15 protein-coding genes and 1 other RNA gene are annotated in these 18,897 nt (G+C 55.6%); 11 read left to right on the top strand and 5 right to left on the bottom strand.

Going from position 1 to position 18,897, the window contains the following annotated elements; genetic code table 11:
* Window positions 1-8: 8 nt before the first annotated feature.
* Entirely contained in the window at window positions 9-863 is an 855-nt protein-coding gene (locus tag AB8818_RS12345; RefSeq protein ID WP_116342223.1) for a tagatose bisphosphate family class II aldolase, read from the bottom strand.
* A 175-nt stretch (window positions 864-1,038) separates the two neighbouring features.
* Window positions 1,039-2,610 carry a galactarate dehydratase gene (gene garD / locus AB8818_RS12340; RefSeq protein ID WP_163329734.1) on the bottom strand — a complete coding sequence of 524 codons (1,572 nt, stop codon included), beginning with the start codon at window positions 2,608-2,610 and terminating at the stop codon, window positions 1,039-1,041.
* Between the two features lie 358 nt (window positions 2,611-2,968).
* Between garD and garL the strand changes: the two genes are divergently transcribed.
* From garL to AB8818_RS12290, 10 genes are all read left to right on the top strand, one after another.
* Window positions 2,969-3,739: a 2-dehydro-3-deoxyglucarate aldolase gene (garL, locus tag AB8818_RS12335; RefSeq protein WP_116342217.1), complete on the top strand. Its 771-nt coding sequence runs from the start codon at window positions 2,969-2,971 to the stop codon at window positions 3,737-3,739.
* A 21-nt stretch (window positions 3,740-3,760) separates the two neighbouring features.
* Entirely contained in the window at window positions 3,761-4,651 is an 891-nt protein-coding gene (garR, locus tag AB8818_RS12330; RefSeq protein ID WP_116342215.1) for a 2-hydroxy-3-oxopropionate reductase, read from the top strand.
* 59 nt (window positions 4,652-4,710) lie between these two features.
* Window positions 4,711-5,087, top strand: an RNA gene (gene rnpB, locus AB8818_RS12325) — RNase P RNA component class A.
* A gap of 686 nt (window positions 5,088-5,773) precedes the next feature.
* Window positions 5,774-6,694: a transcriptional regulator TdcA gene (gene tdcA / locus AB8818_RS12320; RefSeq protein WP_163329732.1), complete on the top strand. Its 921-nt coding sequence runs from the start codon at window positions 5,774-5,776 to the stop codon at window positions 6,692-6,694.
* Between the two features lie 96 nt (window positions 6,695-6,790).
* Window positions 6,791-7,780, top strand: coding sequence for a bifunctional threonine ammonia-lyase/L-serine ammonia-lyase TdcB (gene tdcB / locus AB8818_RS12315; protein ID WP_096217841.1), 990 nt, complete (start codon window positions 6,791-6,793; stop codon window positions 7,778-7,780).
* A gap of 9 nt (window positions 7,781-7,789) precedes the next feature.
* A complete protein-coding gene (gene tdcC / locus AB8818_RS12310; RefSeq protein WP_116342210.1) occupies window positions 7,790-9,121 on the top strand; it encodes a threonine/serine transporter TdcC in 1,332 nt (443 codons plus the stop codon).
* A 30-nt stretch (window positions 9,122-9,151) separates the two neighbouring features.
* Window positions 9,152-10,360: a propionate kinase gene (gene tdcD, locus AB8818_RS12305; RefSeq protein WP_192983910.1), complete on the top strand. Its 1,209-nt coding sequence runs from the start codon at window positions 9,152-9,154 to the stop codon at window positions 10,358-10,360.
* A gap of 15 nt (window positions 10,361-10,375) precedes the next feature.
* Window positions 10,376-12,670, top strand: coding sequence for a formate C-acetyltransferase (pflB, locus tag AB8818_RS12300; protein ID WP_192983882.1), 2,295 nt, complete (start codon window positions 10,376-10,378; stop codon window positions 12,668-12,670).
* A gap of 273 nt (window positions 12,671-12,943) precedes the next feature.
* Complete coding sequence (locus tag AB8818_RS12295) at window positions 12,944-14,275, top strand: amino acid permease (protein ID WP_192983884.1); 1,332 nt, start codon at window positions 12,944-12,946, stop codon at window positions 14,273-14,275.
* Between the two features lie 20 nt (window positions 14,276-14,295).
* Window positions 14,296-15,597: a serine dehydratase subunit alpha family protein gene (locus AB8818_RS12290; RefSeq protein WP_192983887.1), complete on the top strand. Its 1,302-nt coding sequence runs from the start codon at window positions 14,296-14,298 to the stop codon at window positions 15,595-15,597.
* Window positions 15,598-15,658: 61 nt separating this feature from the next.
* On the opposite strand, the gene AB8818_RS12285 is transcribed toward AB8818_RS12290, so the two are convergent.
* Entirely contained in the window at window positions 15,659-16,360 is a 702-nt protein-coding gene (locus AB8818_RS12285; protein ID WP_006812078.1) for a pirin family protein, read from the bottom strand.
* A 104-nt stretch (window positions 16,361-16,464) separates the two neighbouring features.
* Between AB8818_RS12285 and yhaJ the strand changes: the two genes are divergently transcribed.
* Entirely contained in the window at window positions 16,465-17,367 is a 903-nt protein-coding gene (gene yhaJ / locus AB8818_RS12280; protein WP_003862655.1) for a DNA-binding transcriptional regulator YhaJ, read from the top strand.
* A 41-nt stretch (window positions 17,368-17,408) separates the two neighbouring features.
* Here the strand turns inward: yhaJ and AB8818_RS12275 are convergent, their stop codons facing one another.
* Both AB8818_RS12275 and AB8818_RS12270 read right to left on the bottom strand, forming a co-directional pair.
* Entirely contained in the window at window positions 17,409-17,774 is a 366-nt protein-coding gene (locus AB8818_RS12275) for a DUF805 domain-containing protein (RefSeq protein ID WP_061096989.1), read from the bottom strand.
* Window positions 17,775-17,882: 108 nt separating this feature from the next.
* A complete protein-coding gene (locus tag AB8818_RS12270; protein WP_116342199.1) occupies window positions 17,883-18,869 on the bottom strand; it encodes a glutathione S-transferase family protein in 987 nt (328 codons plus the stop codon).
* Window positions 18,870-18,897 lie beyond the last annotated feature (28 nt).

Genomic DNA, 18,897 nt, shown 5'->3' with positions numbered 1-18,897 from the left:
TCAGGACTTTAGAGTTTTCCTTCACAACCACAATCGTTAATGACTTTGCGCACCACCTCTTTCATGGCACGTTTGGCGGGCACCATGTAATGTCGCGGGTCACTGGTTTCGGGATGTGAAGCGAGATAGGTTTTCAGCGCATTCGAGAAGGCGATTTTGAGTTCTGTGGCAACGTTGACCTTGCAGATACCGAGGCGAATGGCCTGACGGATATCGGCCGTAGATAAACCTGAAGCGCCGTGCAGCACCAGCGGGATATCGACCTGATTGCGGATCTCTGCCAGACGTTCAAAATCAAGTTTCGGCGTGGCAGTGTAGAGGCCGTGCGCGGTACCGATGGCGACGGCCAATGAGTCGATACCCGTTAATTCAACAAATTCGCGTGCCTGTTGCGGGTTGGTGTAAAGCGCGTCTTTGCTGTCGACGACCAGGTCATCCTCCTGACCGCCAAGACGGCCAAGTTCAGCCTCCACGCTAACGTCGTAGCGGTGGCAGTAGTCTGTCACTCTCTTCACCAGCGCCACGTTTTCAGTGAACGGATGATGAGAGCCGTCGATCATTGCAGAGCGGACCCCTCTCTGTACTTTCTGCGCGATATCGTCGAAATCTTCGTGATGATCGAGGTGGATCGCCAGTGGCTGGTTATACGTTTTGGCCAGATCGCTGGCGATGGCGACCACGTTCCCGGTTCCGGCATAGCTAAACGTACCTGGCGTACCCGCGACGATCAGAGGGGAGCGCATCTCAGAGGCCGTTTCAACGACCACCTGCAGCGTTTCGAGATTATGAATATTGAATGCCGGTACGGCGTACCCTTCGCGCTGTGCTTTTAACAGCATCGCTTTCGACGAGATGATGAACATCTTTCCTCCGAAACCTTTCGTTTTGTTTATGCGAAAGAGAGTATAGGGTTTCGGAATGTTATTTTGTGATTGGTATCTTAAAAATGAAAGAATCGAAACGAAAGGTAAGAATGCGAAAGAAATGAAAGAAAAAAAAGCATGGCCGAAGCCATGCTAAGCGAGGTTTACAGCAAACTCACGTCACCGGTGCCGGGTTAAACACCGCCAGCTGATTATGCAGCCCCCACTGGTCCGAGAACGTTTTCTTCCGCCCGCTTGCAACGTCCAGAATAAAGTGGAACAGTTTCCAGCCCACGTCTTCAATACTCTCTTCCCCGGTGGCAATGGTGCCCGCGTTGATGTCCATTAAGTCATACCAGCGGTTTGCCAGCTCGGTGCGGGTCGCCATCTTGATCACCGGGACCGCCATCAGGCCGTACGGCGTACCGCGCCCGGTGGTAAAGACCTGTACCGTAATGCCGGACGCCACCTGCTGGGTGCCGCAAACAAAATCGCTGGCAGGCGTAGCCGCATAGATCAGACCGCGCCTGGTTGGCCGCTGGCCCGGAGAGAGCACTTCCACAATCGCGCTCTGGCCGGATTTAGCTATCGAACCGAGGGCTTTTTCCACCACGTTTGCCAGACCGCCTTTCTTGTTGCCCGGAGAGGGGTTGGCGCTGCGGTCGGTTTTGCCCATATCGAGATAGCTATCGTACCAGGCCATCTCCTCGAGCAGGCGTTTCCCCACCTCTTCATTAACGGCGCGCGGCGTAAGGAGATGGATGGCGTCACGCACTTCGGTGACTTCGGAGAACATCACCGTGGCGCCGCAGCGCACCAGCAGATCGGACGCATAGCCCACCGCCGGGTTAGCCGTCACGCCAGAGAAGGCATCGCTGCCGCCACACTGAGTGCCCACCACCAGTTCCGATGCCGGGCACGTTTCGCGCTGGCGGCGGTTGAGTTTGTCCAGATGACGCTCCGCCACCTGAAGAATATCGTCGACCATCGAACGGAAGCCAACGTGGCGTTCGTCCTGCAGGCGCACGATGCTGGCCTCGTCAGCCGGGATGGCTTTGACATCTTCGGTGCCCTGCAGCAGGCGCTCTGGCTGCAATTTTTCACACCCGAGACCAATCACCATCACCTCGCCGCCAAAGTTCGGGTTAAGGGCGATATTGTGAATGGTACGGATCGGCACGACCGCCGCTGGCGCGTTGATCGCCACACCGCAGCCGTACAGGTGGTTAAGACCCACCACGCCGTCGACGTTCGGGTACTTCGGCAGCAGATCGCGCTCAATGATTTTCACTACGTAATCCACCACGCCCGCCACGCAGTGCACGCTGGTGGTAATGCCGAGCAGGTTTTTGGTTCCCACGCTGCCGTCCGCGTTGCGGTATCCTTCGAAGGTATAGCCCTCCAGCGGAGGAAGCGGTTCAGGAACACGGGTAGCCAGCGGCAAGGTATTCAGCGGCGGTGCTTTGGGCAGTTCAACCAGCGACTCCTCAATCCAGCTACCCTGCGGGATAGCGCGTACCGCATAGCCTATGACTTCACCGTAACGGACGATTGCACCGTGGGCAGGAATATCGACCAGCGCGACCTTGTGTCCCTGCGGAATGTGCTCAATCAGCTCAAGCCCGTCCGGGAAGCGGGTGCCTGCTTTTAAGCCATTGTCGTTGACAATAATCGCCACGTTATCCGTATCGTGAACCTTAATATAAAACGCCGTCGGCGATGCCTCTCTAATTGCAATATCGGCCATTATTCACTTTTCTCCGGCAAAGTTTCAGCTATGAAATATAGCTCCTGGATAATCGTTTTCTTATCGAAGAAATAAAGCATGTCAGGACGGGAAAAGTGAAAATGTGATCGCGATCGTTTCAGGCGGACTAATCCTTGATTCTGTGCATTAGCGCCCACTGCTTTGTGCGTATGCTCAAAATAGCGTTGAGATGCAGCGTGATACTTGAGCATTAAGACAATGTGATGTCACACAGAGCCGATTATACTGAATGACGATTTTATTGCGCCAACATTCAGTCAGAGAAATAAATATAAAAAGAATCTGTTTCGAAATGAATAATACGGGCTAAAACTGCGGAATTAAAAAGGTATATGAGATGAATAACGATATCTTCCCGAATACGTTTAAAGCGGCTCTTGCGGCGCACCAGATTCAGATTGGCTGCTGGTCCGCGCTGGCAAACCCTATCAGCACCGAAGTGCTGGGCCTGGCCGGGTTCGACTGGCTGGTGCTGGACGGCGAACATGCGCCGAACGATATCAGCACCTTTATTCCGCAGCTGATGGCGCTGAAAGGCAGCCCCAGCGCCCCGGTAGTGCGTGTGCCCACTAACGATCCGGTGATTATCAAGCGTCTGCTGGATATCGGTTTCTACAATTTCCTGATCCCGTTTGTGGAAACCGAAGAACAGGCGGCGCTGGCCGTGGCCTCAACGCGCTATCCGCCGGAAGGGATCCGCGGCGTCTCCGTTTCGCACCGCGCCAACATGTTTGGCACCGTTAAGGACTACTTCGCTCAGTCCAATAACAACATCACCATTCTGGTTCAGATCGAGAGCCAGCAGGGCGTTGATAACCTCGACGCGATTGCAGCCACAAACGGCGTGGACGGTATCTTTGTCGGCCCAAGCGATCTGGCTGCCGCCTTTGGTCATCTGGGTAACGCCAGCCATCCTGACGTGCAGCGCGCAATCCAGCACATCTTTGCCCGCGCCAAAGCGCACGGTAAACCGTGCGGCATTCTGGCGCCGGTTGAGGCAGATGCCCGTCGCTACCTGGAGTGGGGGGCCACCTTTGTTGCCGTCGGCAGCGACCTCGGCGTGTTCCGCTCAGCGACGCAGAAATTAGCGGACGCTTTTAAAAAATAACCATCATTGAGGAAACAGATTATGACGCTGAAAGTGGGTTTTATTGGTCTTGGGATCATGGGTAAACCAATGAGTAAGAACCTCATCAAAGCGGGTTACTCACTGGTGGTATCCGATCATAATTCGCAGTCTGTGGCGGAGGTGATGGCGGCGGGTGCGGAAACGGCCACCACCGCTAAAGCCATTGCCGAGCAGTGCGATGTCATCATCACCATGCTGCCAAACTCCCCGCACGTCAAAGAGGTTGCGCTGGGGGAGAACGGCATCATCGAGGGGGCGAAGCCCGGCCTGGTGCTGATTGATATGAGCTCTATCGCCCCGCTTGCCAGCCGTGAAATCAGCGAGGCGTTAAAAGCGAAGGGCGTCGACATGCTGGATGCGCCCGTCAGCGGCGGCGAGCCGAAAGCCATCGACGGCACCCTGTCGGTGATGGTGGGCGGCGATAAAGCCGTGTTCGACAAATACTATGACCTGATGAAAGCGATGGCGGGATCCGTGGTGCATACCGGAGATATTGGTGCGGGCAACGTCACCAAGCTGGCGAACCAGGTGATTGTGGCGCTGAACATTGCCGCCATGTCTGAAGCGCTGACGTTGGCAACCAAAGCGGGCGTCAATCCGGATCTGGTCTATCAGGCTATTCGCGGCGGCCTGGCGGGCAGTACCGTGCTGGATGCCAAAGCGCCGATGGTGATGGACCGTAACTTCAAGCCGGGATTCCGCATCGACCTGCACATTAAAGATCTGGCGAACGCCCTGGACACCTCTCACGGCGTGGGTGCGCAGCTGCCGCTGACCGCTGCGGTCATGGAGATGATGCAGGCGCTGCGTGCCGATGGCCTGGGCACGGCCGATCACAGCGCGATTGCGTGCTACTACGAAAAACTGGCGAAGGTGGAAGTGGCGCGTTAATAGCATCTTACCCGCACCTGAGGGTGACAGCGGCGCGCAAACCCTCTATACTGCGCGCCGAAGCTGACCAGACAGTCGCCGCTTCGTCGTCGTCCCTTTCGGGGGAGACGGGCGGAGGGGAGGAAAGTCCGGGCTCCACAGGGCAGGGTGCCAGGTAACGCCTGGGGGGGAAACCCACGACCAGTGCAACAGAGAGCAAACCGCCGATGGCCCGCGCAAGCGGGATCAGGTAAGGGTGAAAGGGTGCGGTAAGAGCGCACCGCGCGGCTGGTAACAGTCCGTGGCACGGTAAACTCCACCCGGAGCAAGGCCAAATAGGGGTTCACATGGTACGGCCCGTACTGAACCCGGGTAGGCTGCTTGAGCCAGTGAGCGATTGCTGGCCTAGATGAATGACTGTCCACGACAGAACCCGGCTTATCGGTCAGCTTCAACTTCTCAGGAAACCCCGCTTCGGCGGGGTTTTTGCTTTCTGTGATTGTAGGTCAGGGTAAGCGAAGCGGCAACCGGCACCGGACAAACGACATCAATTCTCATATTTGCGACATTAAGCACATTTCACTGTTTTTATCCCTTCAATGTCTATCCTGAATCTGCAGACGATCTCCATCACAAAATTTCACGCTGAAAAACAGTGAATTTACAGTATTGTCAATTTGTTATGATTGTTATCTGTATGATCCTGAATGTTTTCCTGGTTGATATGGATATATTGAAATCAAAAACATTCAGGCTGTGAATGTGTGACCTGTTCCACTCTTTATCAAAAGCTGGCCAAAAAGCCTCTGCAGAATTTGATAATTTGAAAGAATGTTTCAACTGAATAACGGTTATTTATTGGCCTTTAATTGCCTGAAAGATCGTCTTTATTGATTTTTTTAATGCAGGAAAATTTATCAAGGTTATTGCCATAAAATAAATTTATTACTCCTGTTTTTGTTGATCAATATCAGCGTAATGGTCTGCCTTGATGCATTCATCTCATTGTTAGTAAAGTCTTTTTAGGGTTTTGATTATTCATGTGAATAGTGTGAAAAAGCAAATTGTGAGTAACAGCACATACCCCTTGAAACATTATTGAGTAGAATCCACCCCGTCATAGGGAAATAAGCGCAGAATATTATGAACACTATTATTCTACCGAAAACACAGCACCTCGTGGTATTTCAGGAAGTCATTAAAAGTGGCTCCATAGGTTCTGCCGCAAGACAGCTGGGCCTGACGCAGCCCGCCGTCAGCAAAATCATCAGCGATATTGAGTCCTACTTCGGCGTGGAAGTGATGGTACGTAAAAACACCGGCGTAAAACTCACTGCCGCGGGCCAGGTTCTGCTCTCGTACTCTGAGTCGATCACCCGCGAGATGAAAAACATGGTGAGCGAGATTAACAGCCTCAGTTTTAGCACCGTCATGGACGTCTCCTTTGGCTATCCGTCGCTGATTGGTTTCACCTTCCTGTCCGGGATGATCAAAAAATTCAGGGAAGTGTTCCCGAAAGCACGCGTATCCATGTATGAAGCCCAGCTCTCCTCTTTTCTTCCGGCCATTCGCGACGGTCGGCTGGATTTTGCCATCGGCACGCTGAGTGATGAAATGCTGTTGCAGGATCTGCACGTCGAGCCGCTGTTCGAGTCCGAGTTTGTGCTGGTCGCCAGTAAATCACGAACGTGCACCGGCCCGACGACATTGGCATCGCTCACGCACGAGCAGTGGGTGATGCCGCAAACCGATATGGGCTACTACAAAGAACTCCTGACCACCCTGCAAGACAACCACATCAGCATTGAAAACATCGTCCAGACCGATTCCGTCGTCACCATTTATAACCTTGTCCTGAATGCCGATTATCTCACGGTGATTCCGCGCGATATGATTGCGCCTTTCGGCTCGGACCAGTTTATTGTGCTGCCAGTGGAAGATGAATTACCCGTGGCGCGTTATGCCGCCGTATGGTCAAAAAATTACAGGATTAAAAAATCGGCATCAGTTTTAGTCGAACTGGCAAAACAATATTCTTCGATGAATATCGAAAGACGACGATAAAAATAATCACGCTTTAAAACACCCGGGGCGCCGCTTTTTAACGCTCTGATACCCTGACTTTGCCTGAAAACAATGAATTATTATAACGAGGACATTATGCACATTACTTACGATCTCCCGGTAACCATTGAAGATATACAGGATGCCAGAAAGCGACTGGCAGGAAAAATCTATAAAACCGGCATGCCGCGCTCAAATTATCTCAGCGAACGGTGTAAAGGTGAGATATTCCTCAAGTTTGAAAACATGCAGCGTACCGGCTCGTTTAAAATTCGCGGTGCGTTTAATAAATTAAGCTCGCTGACCGATGCTGAAAAACGCAAAGGCGTCGTCGCCTGCTCCGCAGGAAACCACGCGCAGGGAGTGTCGCTCTCCTGTGCGATGCTCGGTATCGACGGCAAAGTGGTGATGCCAATGGGCGCACCGAAATCCAAAGTCGCCGCGACGCGCGACTACTCGGCAGAGGTGGTGCTGCACGGCGAAAACTTCAACGACACCATCGCCAAAGTGAGCGAAATCGTCGAGATGGAAGGGCGCATTTTTATCCCGCCTTATGACGATCCGAAAGTGATCGCCGGCCAGGGCACCATCGGCCTGGAAATTCTCGAAGATTTGTACGACGTGGATAACGTGATTGTCCCTATCGGCGGCGGCGGATTAATTGCCGGGATTGCCACGGCGATTAAATCCATCAACCCGACCATTAATATTATCGGCGTACAGTCTGAAAACGTTCACGGAATGGCCGCATCGTATCAGGCCGGAGAAATAACCAACCATCGCGTTACCGGCACGTTAGCTGACGGCTGCGATGTGTCTCGTCCGGGTAAATTAACCTTCGAAATTGTTCGTGAACTGGTCGACGACATTGTACTGGTGAGCGAAGACGATATTCGCAACAGCATGATTGCCCTTATTCAGCGAAATAAAGTGGTGACGGAAGGCGCCGGTGCGCTGGCCTGCGCGGCATTATTAAGCGGCAAGCTTGACCACTATATTCAGGGCCGTAAAACCGTCTGCATTATTTCCGGCGGCAATATCGATCTCTCCCGCGTTTCCCAAATTACCGGCTTCGTTGACGCATAAAGGTGACCTATGAGCAACACAGAAAGCATTATCGTTGGCCAGTCCAAAACGTCCTCCTGGCGTAAGTCTGATACTACCTGGACGCTTGGCCTGTTTGGTACCGCCATTGGCGCGGGCGTGCTGTTCTTCCCCATTCGCGCAGGCTTTGGTGGATTGATCCCTATCCTGCTGATGCTGGTTCTCGCGTTCCCGATTGCGTTTTACTGCCACCGCGCGCTGGCGCGTTTGTGTCTGTCCGGCAGCAACGTTTCCGGCAACATCACCGAAACGGTGGAAGAGCACTTTGGGAAGACCGGCGGGGTGGTGATCACTTTCCTCTACTTCTTCGCCATTTGCCCGCTGCTGTGGATTTACGGCGTCACCATTACCAACACCTTTATGACCTTCTGGGAAAACCAGCTCCAGCTGCCCGCGCTGAACCGTGGCTTTGTCGCGCTGTTCCTGCTGCTGCTGATGGCCTTTGTTATCTGGTTTGGTAAAGACCTGATGGTGAAGGTCATGAGCTTCCTGGTGTTCCCGTTTATCGCCAGCCTGGTGCTGATTTCCCTGTCGCTGATCCCGTACTGGAACTCGGCGGTGATCGACCAGGTCAACCTGAGCGATATCGCCTTCACCGGTCATGACGGCATTCTGGTCACGGTGTGGCTGGGTATCTCCATCATGGTCTTCTCCTTTAACTTCTCGCCTATCGTCTCCTCGTTCGTGGTCTCCAAGCGCGAAGAGTACGAACCTGAGTTCGGTAAAGAGTTCACCGAGCAGAAATGTTCCAGAATCATCGGTCGCGCCAGCCTGCTGATGGTGGCCGTGGTGATGTTCTTCGCCTTTAGCTGCCTGTTTACGCTCTCTCCGCAGAACATGGCGGACGCCAAGGCGCAGAACATTCCGGTGCTCTCCTACCTGGCGAACCATTTTGCCTCGATGTCCGGAACCAAATCGACGTTCGCGACGGTACTGGAATACGGTGCCTCCATCATCGCGCTGGTCGCGATCTTCAAATCTTTCTTCGGCCACTACCTGGGCACCCTGGAAGGGCTGAACGGCCTGATCCTCAAGTTTGGCTACAAGGGCGATAAGAAGAAAGTCTCTGTTGGCAAGCTGAACACCATCAGCATGGTCTTCATCATGGGCTCCACCTGGGTTGTGGCATACGCCAACCCGAACATTCTGGACCTTATTGAAGCCATGGGGGCGCCAATCATCGCCTCTCTGTTGTGCCTGCTGCCGATGTACGCCATCCGCAAAGCGCCAGCCATGGCGAAATATAAGGGCAAACCCGAGAACATCTTCGTCACGGTTGTGGGCCTGCTGACCATTCTGAATATCGTTTACAAACTGTTCTAACCCAAAGCTCAGGAAGAGCGGAGTCATATGATGATTGAGTTTCCGGTAGTACTGGTTATTAACTGCGGATCGTCCTCTGTTAAGTTTTCGGTGCTGGATGCAGCAAGCTGCGATGCCCTGATGACGGGCATTGCAGATGGGATCAACACCGGGAAGGCCTTTATTTCCGTGAACGGGGGGGAGCCGGCCAGACTGGCTCACCAGGACTACGAAGGGGCGCTGGCTGCCATCGCCCTGGAGCTGGAGAAACGCGACCTGATGAGCAGCGTGGCCTTGATTGGCCACCGCATTGCCCACGGCGGTGACCTCTTCAGCGAGTCGACCCTGATCACGGAAGAGGTGGTCGCGCAGATCCGCCAGGTCTCCCCGCTGGCGCCACTGCATAACTACGCCAACCTGAGCGGCGTGGAAGCCGCAGAGCGCCTGTTCCCCGGCGTGCAGCAGGTGGCAGTGTTTGACACCAGCTTCCACCAGACGCTGCCGCCGCAGGCGTATCTGTACGGATTGCCGTACCGCTATTTTGAAGAGCTGGGCGTGCGCCGTTACGGCTTTCACGGCACCTCTCACCGCTACGTGGCCGCGCAGGCGCATACGCTTCTCGGGCTGTCCCCCGATGACAGCGGCCTGGTGATCGCCCATCTCGGCAACGGGGCGTCTATCTGCGCGGTGCGCAACGGCGAAAGCGTCGATACCTCAATGGGTATGACGCCGCTGGAAGGGCTGGTGATGGGTACGCGCTGCGGCGACGTTGACTTCGGCGCGATGGCGTGGATTGCCCAGCAGACCGGCCAGTCCTTAGAGGACCTGGAGCGCGTGGTCAACAAAGAGTCCGGATTGCTGGGTATATCCGGCATCTCCTCTGATCTACGCGCACTGGAGAAAGCCTGGCACGAAGGCAATGAGCGGGCGAAGCTGGCAATAAACACCTTTGTTCACCGCATTGCGCGGCATATTGCCGGTCACGCCGCGTCGCTGCACCGTCTGGATGGGTTGATCTTTACCGGCGGCATTGGCGAAAACTCGACGCTCGTCCGTGAGCTGGTGGCGGAACATTTGAAAGTGTTCGGCATCCACCTCGACGACGCCAAAAACGCCCTGCCGGGCAGCGCGGGTGAGCGCATCATCAGCACCGATACCTCCCGCGTGGTCTGCGCGGTTGTCCCTACCAACGAAGAAAAAATGATCGCGCTGGACGCCCTCCGTCTTGGGAAGGTTACTCCGGCCGCGGCTTACGCCTGATAAAGCGAGAATCACATGAAAGTAACTATCGATACGGGCGTCGCGCCCTACAGCGACGCATGGGCCGGGTTTCGCGGTGAAGAATGGAAAAACGCCGTTAACGTCCGCGATTTTATTCAGCATAACTACACCCCTTATGAAGGCGATGAAGCTTTTCTCGCGCAGGCGACGCCAGCAACGACGGCGCTGTGGCAGAAGGTAATGGTCGGCATTCGCCAGGAGAACGCCACCCATGCCCCGGTGGATTTTGACACCAACATTGCCACCACCATTACGGCCCACGGGCCTGGCTATATCGACCAGGATCTGGAGACGATCGTCGGCCTGCAAACCGATAAGCCGCTTAAGCGTGCGCTGCACCCTTACGGTGGGATCAATATGATCCGCAGCTCGTTCGAAGCCTACGGTCGGGAGATGGATCCGCAGTTCGAGTACCTGTTTACCGACCTGCGCAAAACCCACAACCAGGGCGTATTTGACGTCTATTCGCCGGAGATGATGCGCTGCCGTAAATCCGGCGTGCTGACCGGTCTGCCGGACGGCTACGGGCGCGGACGCATCATCGGCGACTATCGTCGCGTGGCGCTGTACGGGATCGCTTATCTGGTGCGCGAGCGTGAGCTGCAGTTTGCCGATCTGCAGGGCAGGCTGGAGCGCGGTGAAGATCTGGAGGCGACGATCCGCCTGCGTGAAGAGCTGGCGGAGCACAAGCGCGCGCTGCTGCAGATCCAGCAGATGGCGGCGAACTACGGCTTTGATATCTCACGTCCGGCGATGAACGCCCAGGAAGCGGTGCAGTGGGTCTATTTTGCCTACCTTGCCGCAGTAAAATCCCAGAACGGTGGGGCGATGTCGCTGGGGCGCACGGCCTCGTTCCTCGATATCTACATCGAACGCGATATGCAGGCAGGGCGGCTGAATGAAGTCCAGGCCCAGGAGCTTATCGACCACTTCATCATGAAGATCCGCATGGTGCGCTTCCTGCGCACGCCGGAGTTCGACACGCTCTTCTCCGGCGATCCGATCTGGGCGACGGAAGTGATCGGCGGCATGGGGTTGGACGGACGCACGCTGGTGACCAAAAACAGCTTCCGCTACCTGCACACGCTCCACACCATGGGGCCTGCGCCGGAGCCGAACCTGACGATCCTCTGGTCAGAACAGCTGCCGATCGCGTTCAAGAAATACGCCGCGCAGGTGTCGATCGTCACCTCTTCGCTGCAGTACGAGAACGACGATCTGATGCGTGCGGACTTCAACAGCGACGACTACGCCATTGCCTGCTGCGTCAGCCCGATGGTGATCGGCAAGCAGATGCAGTTCTTTGGCGCGCGCGCCAACCTCGCCAAAACGCTGCTTTACGCGATCAACGGTGGGGTGGACGAAAAACTGAAGATTCAGGTCGGCCCGAAAACCGAGCCGCTGCTGGACGACGTGCTGGATTACGACACCGTGATGGCGAGCCTCGATCACTTTATGGACTGGCTGGCGGTGCAGTACATCAGCGCCCTGAATCTCATTCACTACATGCACGACAAGTACAGTTACGAAGCCTCGCTGATGGCGCTGCACGACCGGGACGTCTATCGCACCATGGCCTGCGGCATTGCCGGGCTGTCGGTGGCGGCGGATTCTCTCTCGGCCATTAAATACGCCACGGTGAAGCCGGTGCGCGACCACACCGGTCTGGCGGTCGATTTCGTGATAGAAGGGGACTATCCGCAGTATGGCAACAACGACGATCGCGTGGACAGCATCGCCTGCGACCTGGTGGAGCGCTTTATGAAGAAAATTCAGACGCTGCCAACCTACCGTAACGCGGTGCCGACCCAGTCGATCCTGACCATCACCTCCAACGTGGTCTACGGCCAGAAGACCGGCAACACGCCGGACGGACGCCGCGGCGGCACGCCGTTTGCGCCTGGCGCGAACCCGATGCACGGTCGCGACAGAAAAGGGGCGGTGGCCTCGCTAACGTCGGTGGCCAAACTGCCGTTCACCTATGCAAAAGATGGGATCTCCTACACCTTCTCCATCGTGCCGCAGGCGCTGGGCAAGGATGAGCTGGTGCGTAAAACCAACCTGGTCGGGCTGCTGGACGGGTATTTCCATCACGAAGCGTCCATTGAGGGCGGGCAGCATCTGAACGTCAACGTCATGAACCGGGAAATGCTCCTCGATGCCATTGCGCATCCTGAGAATTACCCGAACCTGACGATCCGCGTTTCAGGGTATGCGGTGCGGTTTAACGCCCTGACGCGGGAGCAGCAGCAGGATGTGATTTCGCGAACGTTTACGCAGGCTATGTAATTCAGATTGCCATTGTGCCTCCTCCTTTGGGGAGGCTTTTAATTTCGTGAATGTCGTCACATTTAGAAAATACCCTTCTCTTTTAATCCTCAGGTAGCAACTTTTCCTCCAGCGTCAGAAAATCCATATTAAAGTTGTGACTTTTTTCTCCCTCGCTCCGGCTATGATTTTCTCACACCAAATATAAACACCTGCTGCTCTCTGAATCGCAATCGCTGGCGATCGGAACCTAATAAAAACAACTGTTTACCCTACAAAATAAGCGAGTGCCCCATGAATATGGCAACAAACAGCAGTGTGATTGTGAGTGATTCCCCTGCGGCAAGGCGGGCGGGAATGAGCGAAAGCGAGTGGCGAGAGGCGATTAAATTCGACAGCACCGACACGGGCTGGGTCATCATGAGTATCGGGATGGCTATCGGCGCGGGGATTGTTTTTCTCCCGGTTCAGGTGGGATTAATGGGGCTGTGGGTCTTTTTACTTTCGTCGATTATTGGTTATCCGGCCATGTACCTCTTCCAGCGATTATTTATTAATACGCTGGCGGAATCCCCGGAATGTAAAGACTACCCGAGCGTGATTAGCGGTTATTTAGGTAAAAACTGGGGCATCTTATTAGGCGCGCTCTATTTCGTGATGCTGGTGATCTGGATGTTCGTCTATTCCACGGCTATCACCAACGACAGCGCCTCGTATTTGCATACCTTCGGCGTGACCGACGGTTTGCTCTCGGAAAACCCGTTTTACGGCTTATTCCTGATCTGCATTCTGGTCGCTATTTCGTCGCGCGGTGAAAAGCTGCTGTTTAAAGTTTCCAGCCTGATGGTGCTGACCAAATTATTCGTGGTTGCCGCGCTGGGTCTTACGATGATTGGACTCTGGCATTTAGCCAACGTGGGCATGCTGCCGCCGATGGGGCTGCTGATTAAAAACGCCATCATCACGCTGCCGTTTACCTTAACTTCCATTCTGTTTATTCAGACCTTAAGCCCGATGGTGATTTCGTATCGTTCACGGGAAAAGTCCGTTGAGGTGGCGCGCCATAAAGCGCTGCGGGCGATGAATATTGCCTTTGGCGTGCTGTTTGTGACGGTCTTTTTCTACGCCGTCTCCTTTACGCTAGCGATGGGGCATGACGAGGCGGTCAAAGCCTACGAGCAGAACATTTCGGCTCTGGCGATTGCGGCGCAGTTTATCAGCGGTGACGGCGCGGGCTGGGTCAAAATCGTCAGCGTGATCCTCAATATTTTTGCTGTGATGACCGCGTTTTTCGGCGTCTACCTCGGCTTCCGCGAGGCCACGCAGGGGATCGTCATGAACATCCTGCGCCGCAAAATGCCGGCAGAGAAAATCAATGAAAATGCCGTCCAGCGCGGGATTATGCTGTTCGCTATCCTGCTGGCCTGGAGCGCGATCGTGTTAAACGCGCCGGTGCTGAGCTTCACCTCCATCTGTAGCCCTATCTTTGGCATGGTGGGCTGCCTGATCCCTGCATGGCTGGTCTACAAGGTCCCGGCCCTGCATAAGTATAAAGGCGTATCGCTGGTGATAATCGTCATCACCGGACTGCTGCTTTGTGTTTCTCCTTTCCTCGCATTCTCCTGAGGGTAATTAAGGTCGTAACGATGTCTAAGCAAACTCATCCTTTATGGAATCAATTTATTCGCGTAGTGCAGGAAGAAGTTAAGCCTGCGCTGGGGTGCACCGAGCCCGTTTCTCTGGCGCTGGCCTGTGCGATTGCCGCAGAGCAACTGCCTGGCGACGTCACGAAGATTGAGGCGTGGGTATCGCCGAATCTGATGAAGAACGGGCTTGGCGTAACGGTGCCGGGCACCGGCATGGTCGGGTTGCCCATTGCAGCTGCGCTGGGCGCGATGGGGGGCAATGCGCAGGCGGGGCTGGAGGTGCTGAAAGATGTCACCGCCGATGCGCTGGCGCGCGCCAAAGCAATGCTTAACGCTGGTCTGGTGCAGGTGAAATTGCAGGAGCCGTGCGAGGAGATCCTCTACTCGCGTGCCTGCGTTTACGCCGGAGAGGCTTCGGCCATGGTGACCATCGCGGGTGGGCATACCCGCGTGGTGGAGGTGGTCTGTCAGGGCGAAACGCGCTTCAGGCTTGACGATCGGCAGGCCGAGGTAAGTAACGATCCGCTGGCTGTTCTGTCAAATACCACGCTCTCGCAGATCCTTGAGTTTGTGGAGCAGGTGCCATTCGAGGCGATCCGCTTCATTCTCGATGCGGGGCGTCTGAACGATGCGCTCTCCCGTGAAGGTTTAAGCGGCAGCTGGGGTCTGCACATTGGCGCGACGCTCAGTAAACAGCGCTCACGCGGATGGATGGGGCAGGATCTGGGTTCAGACATTGTTATCCGCACCAGCGCGGCCTCGGACGCCCGTATGGGGGGCGCGACGCTGCCAGCGATGAGCAATTCTGGCTCAGGGAATCAGGGGATCGCCGCCACCATGCCGGTTGTGGTAGTCGCTGAGCACGTTCAGGCTGGTGATGAACGGCTGGCGCGGGCGCTGATGCTCTCGCATCTGTCGGCGATCTATATTCATTATCAGCTTCCGCGCCTGTCCGCACTCTGTGCGGCGACAACGGCAGCGATGGGCGCTGCGGCGGGGATGGCGTGGCTGATGGGCGGTTCTTACCAGACCATTTCTATGGCGATCGGCAGTATGATCGGTGACGTCAGCGGGACGATCTGCGATGGGGCGTCTAACAGCTGCGCCATGAAGGTTTCAACCAGCGTCAGCAGCGCCTGGAAAGCCGTGATGATGGCACTGGATGATACTGCCGTGACGGGCAACGAGGGCATTGTGGCGCACGACGTGGAGCAGTCGATCGCCAACCTGTGCGCGCTGGCGTGCCGCGCAATGCAGGCCACGGACCGGCAGATTATTGAGATTATGGCGAGTAAGGTGTAGCGAGTTCAGGGCTCTATCGGTTCCCTCTCCCTGTGGGAGAGGGTTAGGGTGAGGGCGTTCTTTAAACCGGCAAATCAATCAGTAGCGCGCGCAGCGGCGTATCCGCCACCAGGGTAATATTCGCTTCATCACGAATAAACGCCCCGTCGCCGCAGGTCAGCGCTTCTTTCTCTTCCGTGTGCGTCACCGCGTGCACCGTACCGTGAATGGACTGCAAATAGGCGCGCGGACCGTGCAGCTGGAAGCTCGCCTGTTCACCTTTTTTCAGCTCGATATGGTGCAGCCACACCTGCTGACGTAGCTGTAAACTGCCTTTGCTGCCGTCAGGTGACGCAATCAGCTGCTGTTTATCGCCCTTCAGATCTATTTTCTGCACAAGCGGGTTTTCCCGCTCAGGGCAGGCGTCCAGCCACAGCTGCATGCGGGTCAGCGTTTTGTCTTTGCTGAGGTTATGCTCGCTGTAGCTGATGCCCGGCTGCGTGGAAATCAACAATGCTTCGCCAGCCTTTGCCTGGACATGATTGCCCTCGCTGTCGCGGTATTCTGCCTCGCCTTCCAGGATCAGGTTCAGGATATCGACTTTCGGGTACGTACGCGGCTGGAAGGACGCGCCCGGGGCGAGCACTTCCTGATTCAATACGCGCAGTGAAGCGTAACCGAGGAGTTTCGGGTCAAAATAGTGTCCAAAGGAAAAGGTGTAGCGGGCCTGCAGCCAGCCAAAATCGGCTTGTCCGCACTGTTTAGCTGTTCTTGTCGTAATCATAAACTTGACCTCTCTTTACACTAAAACAATGGTAAAGGTATGGACGCTGCATTGTTAGCCAGATATTCTGCCCGGTATGTTCAAATTTCCTGAATGAGAACGAGATGGCTAAAGAGAGAGCATTGACGCTTGAGGCGCTGCGCGTCATGGACGCGATTGACCGGCGGGGCAGTTTTGCCGCGGCGGCAGATGAACTGGGGCGCGTTCCGTCTGCGCTGAGCTACACCATGCAAAAACTGGAGGAAGAGCTGGACGTCGTGCTCTTTGATCGCTCCGGTCATCGAACAAAATTCACCAACGTGGGCCGAATGCTGCTGGAGCGCGGCCGCGTGCTGCTGGAAGCAGCAGACAAGCTCACCACGGACGCCGAAGCGCTGGCGCGCGGCTGGGAAACCCATCTGACGTTAGTCACCGAAGCGCTGGTGCCCACTGAAGCGCTGTTCCCACTGGTGGACCGCCTGGCGGCGAAGGCCAACACGCAACTGTCGATCATCACCGAGGTGCTGGCCGGGGCGTGGGAGCGTCTGGAGACGGGCAGGGCGGATATCGTCATTGCGCCAGATATGCACTTCCGCTCATCCTCGGAAATCAACTCCCGCAAGCTTTACAGCGTCATGAACGTCTACGTTGCCGCGCCGGATCACCCGATTCATCAGGAGCCGGAACCGCTTTCTGAGGTCACGCGCGTGAAGTATCGCGGCGTGGCGGTGGCGGATACCGCGCGTGAGCGTCCGGTGCTGACGGTTCAGCTGCTGGATAAACAGCCTCGTCTGACGGTCACGTCACTGGAAGACAAAAGGCAGGCGCTGCTGGCCGGTTTGGGCGTGGCGACGATGCCGTATCCGTTTGTGGAGAAAGATATTGCGGAAGGGCGACTGCGGGTTGTGAGCCCGGAGTATACCAGCGAAGTGGACATTATTATGGCGTGGCGCCGCGACAGCATGGGCGAAGCCAAATCGTGGTGTTTGCGAGAAATACCTAAGCTCTTTGCGCATCACAACAAATAAGCGTACAGGCCCGGTAAGCGTAAGCGCCACCGGGCAGGAATTTACGCGCCGATCTTAGGATCCGGACCAAAGCGGTTTTCGCCCGGCGTCCCGCTCTGACAGTTGAAAATCAAAATCACGATCCAGCCGACAAGCGGGATCAACAGCAACAGCAGCCACCATGCCGAACGGTCGGTGTCGTGGAGACGACGAAACAGCACGGCCCATGAAGGCAGCAGAACCAATAAACCATAGATCGTGGTGAGTACGCCTTCACCGCCGGCGCGCTCCCATCCGAGAATTTTATCCACGATGCCCAGCACCATAATCAGGACGAAGTTCACCAGAACAAACATCCAGTACTCTTTGCGGCGGGCGCGGCCACCAAATCCAATGTAGTTGCGCAGTACTTTTAAATACCAGTCCATTTTTTCCTTGCCTCAATAATCGGTCAATCACTTGTTTTTTAAGCGATCGAGATAAGGATAGATGGAGATTGTGAATTAAAAAAGGGCATCTGTTGATGCCCTCCGTATTTATCCAAAACGAACGTCGCGCCCGTGCGGTTCATCCAGGTCCTGCCACGGGCCAACGGAAATAATGCCCGTTGGGTTGATGGTTTTGTGGCTGCGGAAGTAGTGGGTGCGAATATGGTCAAAATCGACCGTCTCCGCGATCCCTGGCATCTGGTAGATGTCGCGCAGGAAACCGTGCAGGTTCATGTAATCGCTGATGCGGTGTTTATCGCACTTGAAGTGGGTGACGTAAACCGGATCGAAGCGGATAAGCGTGGTCCACAGGCGGATATCCGCTTCCGTCAGGCGATCGCCCGTTAAATAGCGGTGCTGGCCGAGGATCTGCTCCAGCCGTTCCAGGGATTCAAAGACTTTCCCGACCGCTTCGTCGTAGGCTTCCTGGCTGGTGGCGAAACCGGCCTTGTAGACGCCGTTGTTAACGTTGTCATAAATCCAGCCGTTCAGCTCGTCAATTTTATCCCGCAGCTCGACCGGGTAATAATCTCCGGCGCGGGCACCGTGCGCGTCAAACGCGGTGTTAAACATGCGGATGATTTCCGCGGACTCATTGCTGACGATCGTCTGGTTTTTCTTGTCCCAGAGCACCGGCACCGTAACGCGTCCGGTGTAGTGCGGATCGGCGCGCAGGTAGAGCTGGTAAAGGAAATCGTGGTGATACAGGTCATCACCGGTCGCGGCGGGGAAATCGCTGTCGAACGTCCAGCCGTTTTCCAGCATCAGCGGGTTGACCACCGAAACCGGAATCAAAGATTCGAGCCCTTTAAGCTTGCGCACAATCAGCGTGCGGTGTGCCCACGGGCAGGCGAGAGAAACGTACAGATGATAACGATCTTTCTCCGCCGCGAAGCCGCCTTCGCCGCTTGGGCCAGGCGCGCCGTCGGCGGTCAGCCAGTTACGGAAGGCCGAAACAGAGCGCTTAAAGCGTCCTCCGGTGGATTTAGTGTCATACCAGACATCCTGCCAGACGCCGTCTACGAGTTGTCCCATTTTTTCTCCTCCGTCAGATAGCAAAAGC

Origin of the sequence: Enterobacter sp. KB-280D8 (assembly GCF_041399405.1) — a bacterium.
GTDB classification, from domain to species: Bacteria; Pseudomonadota; Gammaproteobacteria; order Enterobacterales; family Enterobacteriaceae; genus Enterobacter; species Enterobacter cloacae_N.
This window is presented reverse-complemented; position numbering and strand designations above follow the sequence as displayed.

Coding starts and splice junctions, on each gene's coding strand:
- AB8818_RS12345 (WP_116342223.1), bottom strand. CDS start 863: ATGTTCATCATCTCGTCGAAAGCGATGCTGTTAAAAGCACAGCGCGAA.
- garD (WP_163329734.1), bottom strand. CDS start 2,610: ATGGCCGATATTGCAATTAGAGAGGCATCGCCGACGGCGTTTTATATT.
- garL (WP_116342217.1), top strand. CDS start 2,969: ATGAATAACGATATCTTCCCGAATACGTTTAAAGCGGCTCTTGCGGCG.
- garR (WP_116342215.1), top strand. CDS start 3,761: ATGACGCTGAAAGTGGGTTTTATTGGTCTTGGGATCATGGGTAAACCA.
- tdcA (WP_163329732.1), top strand. CDS start 5,774: ATGAACACTATTATTCTACCGAAAACACAGCACCTCGTGGTATTTCAG.
- tdcB (WP_096217841.1), top strand. CDS start 6,791: ATGCACATTACTTACGATCTCCCGGTAACCATTGAAGATATACAGGAT.
- tdcC (WP_116342210.1), top strand. CDS start 7,790: ATGAGCAACACAGAAAGCATTATCGTTGGCCAGTCCAAAACGTCCTCC.
- tdcD (WP_192983910.1), top strand. CDS start 9,152: ATGATTGAGTTTCCGGTAGTACTGGTTATTAACTGCGGATCGTCCTCT.
- pflB (WP_192983882.1), top strand. CDS start 10,376: ATGAAAGTAACTATCGATACGGGCGTCGCGCCCTACAGCGACGCATGG.
- AB8818_RS12295 (WP_192983884.1), top strand. CDS start 12,944: ATGAATATGGCAACAAACAGCAGTGTGATTGTGAGTGATTCCCCTGCG.
- AB8818_RS12290 (WP_192983887.1), top strand. CDS start 14,296: ATGTCTAAGCAAACTCATCCTTTATGGAATCAATTTATTCGCGTAGTG.
- AB8818_RS12285 (WP_006812078.1), bottom strand. CDS start 16,360: ATGATTACGACAAGAACAGCTAAACAGTGCGGACAAGCCGATTTTGGC.
- yhaJ (WP_003862655.1), top strand. CDS start 16,465: ATGGCTAAAGAGAGAGCATTGACGCTTGAGGCGCTGCGCGTCATGGAC.
- AB8818_RS12275 (WP_061096989.1), bottom strand. CDS start 17,774: ATGGACTGGTATTTAAAAGTACTGCGCAACTACATTGGATTTGGTGGC.
- AB8818_RS12270 (WP_116342199.1), bottom strand. CDS start 18,869: ATGGGACAACTCGTAGACGGCGTCTGGCAGGATGTCTGGTATGACACT.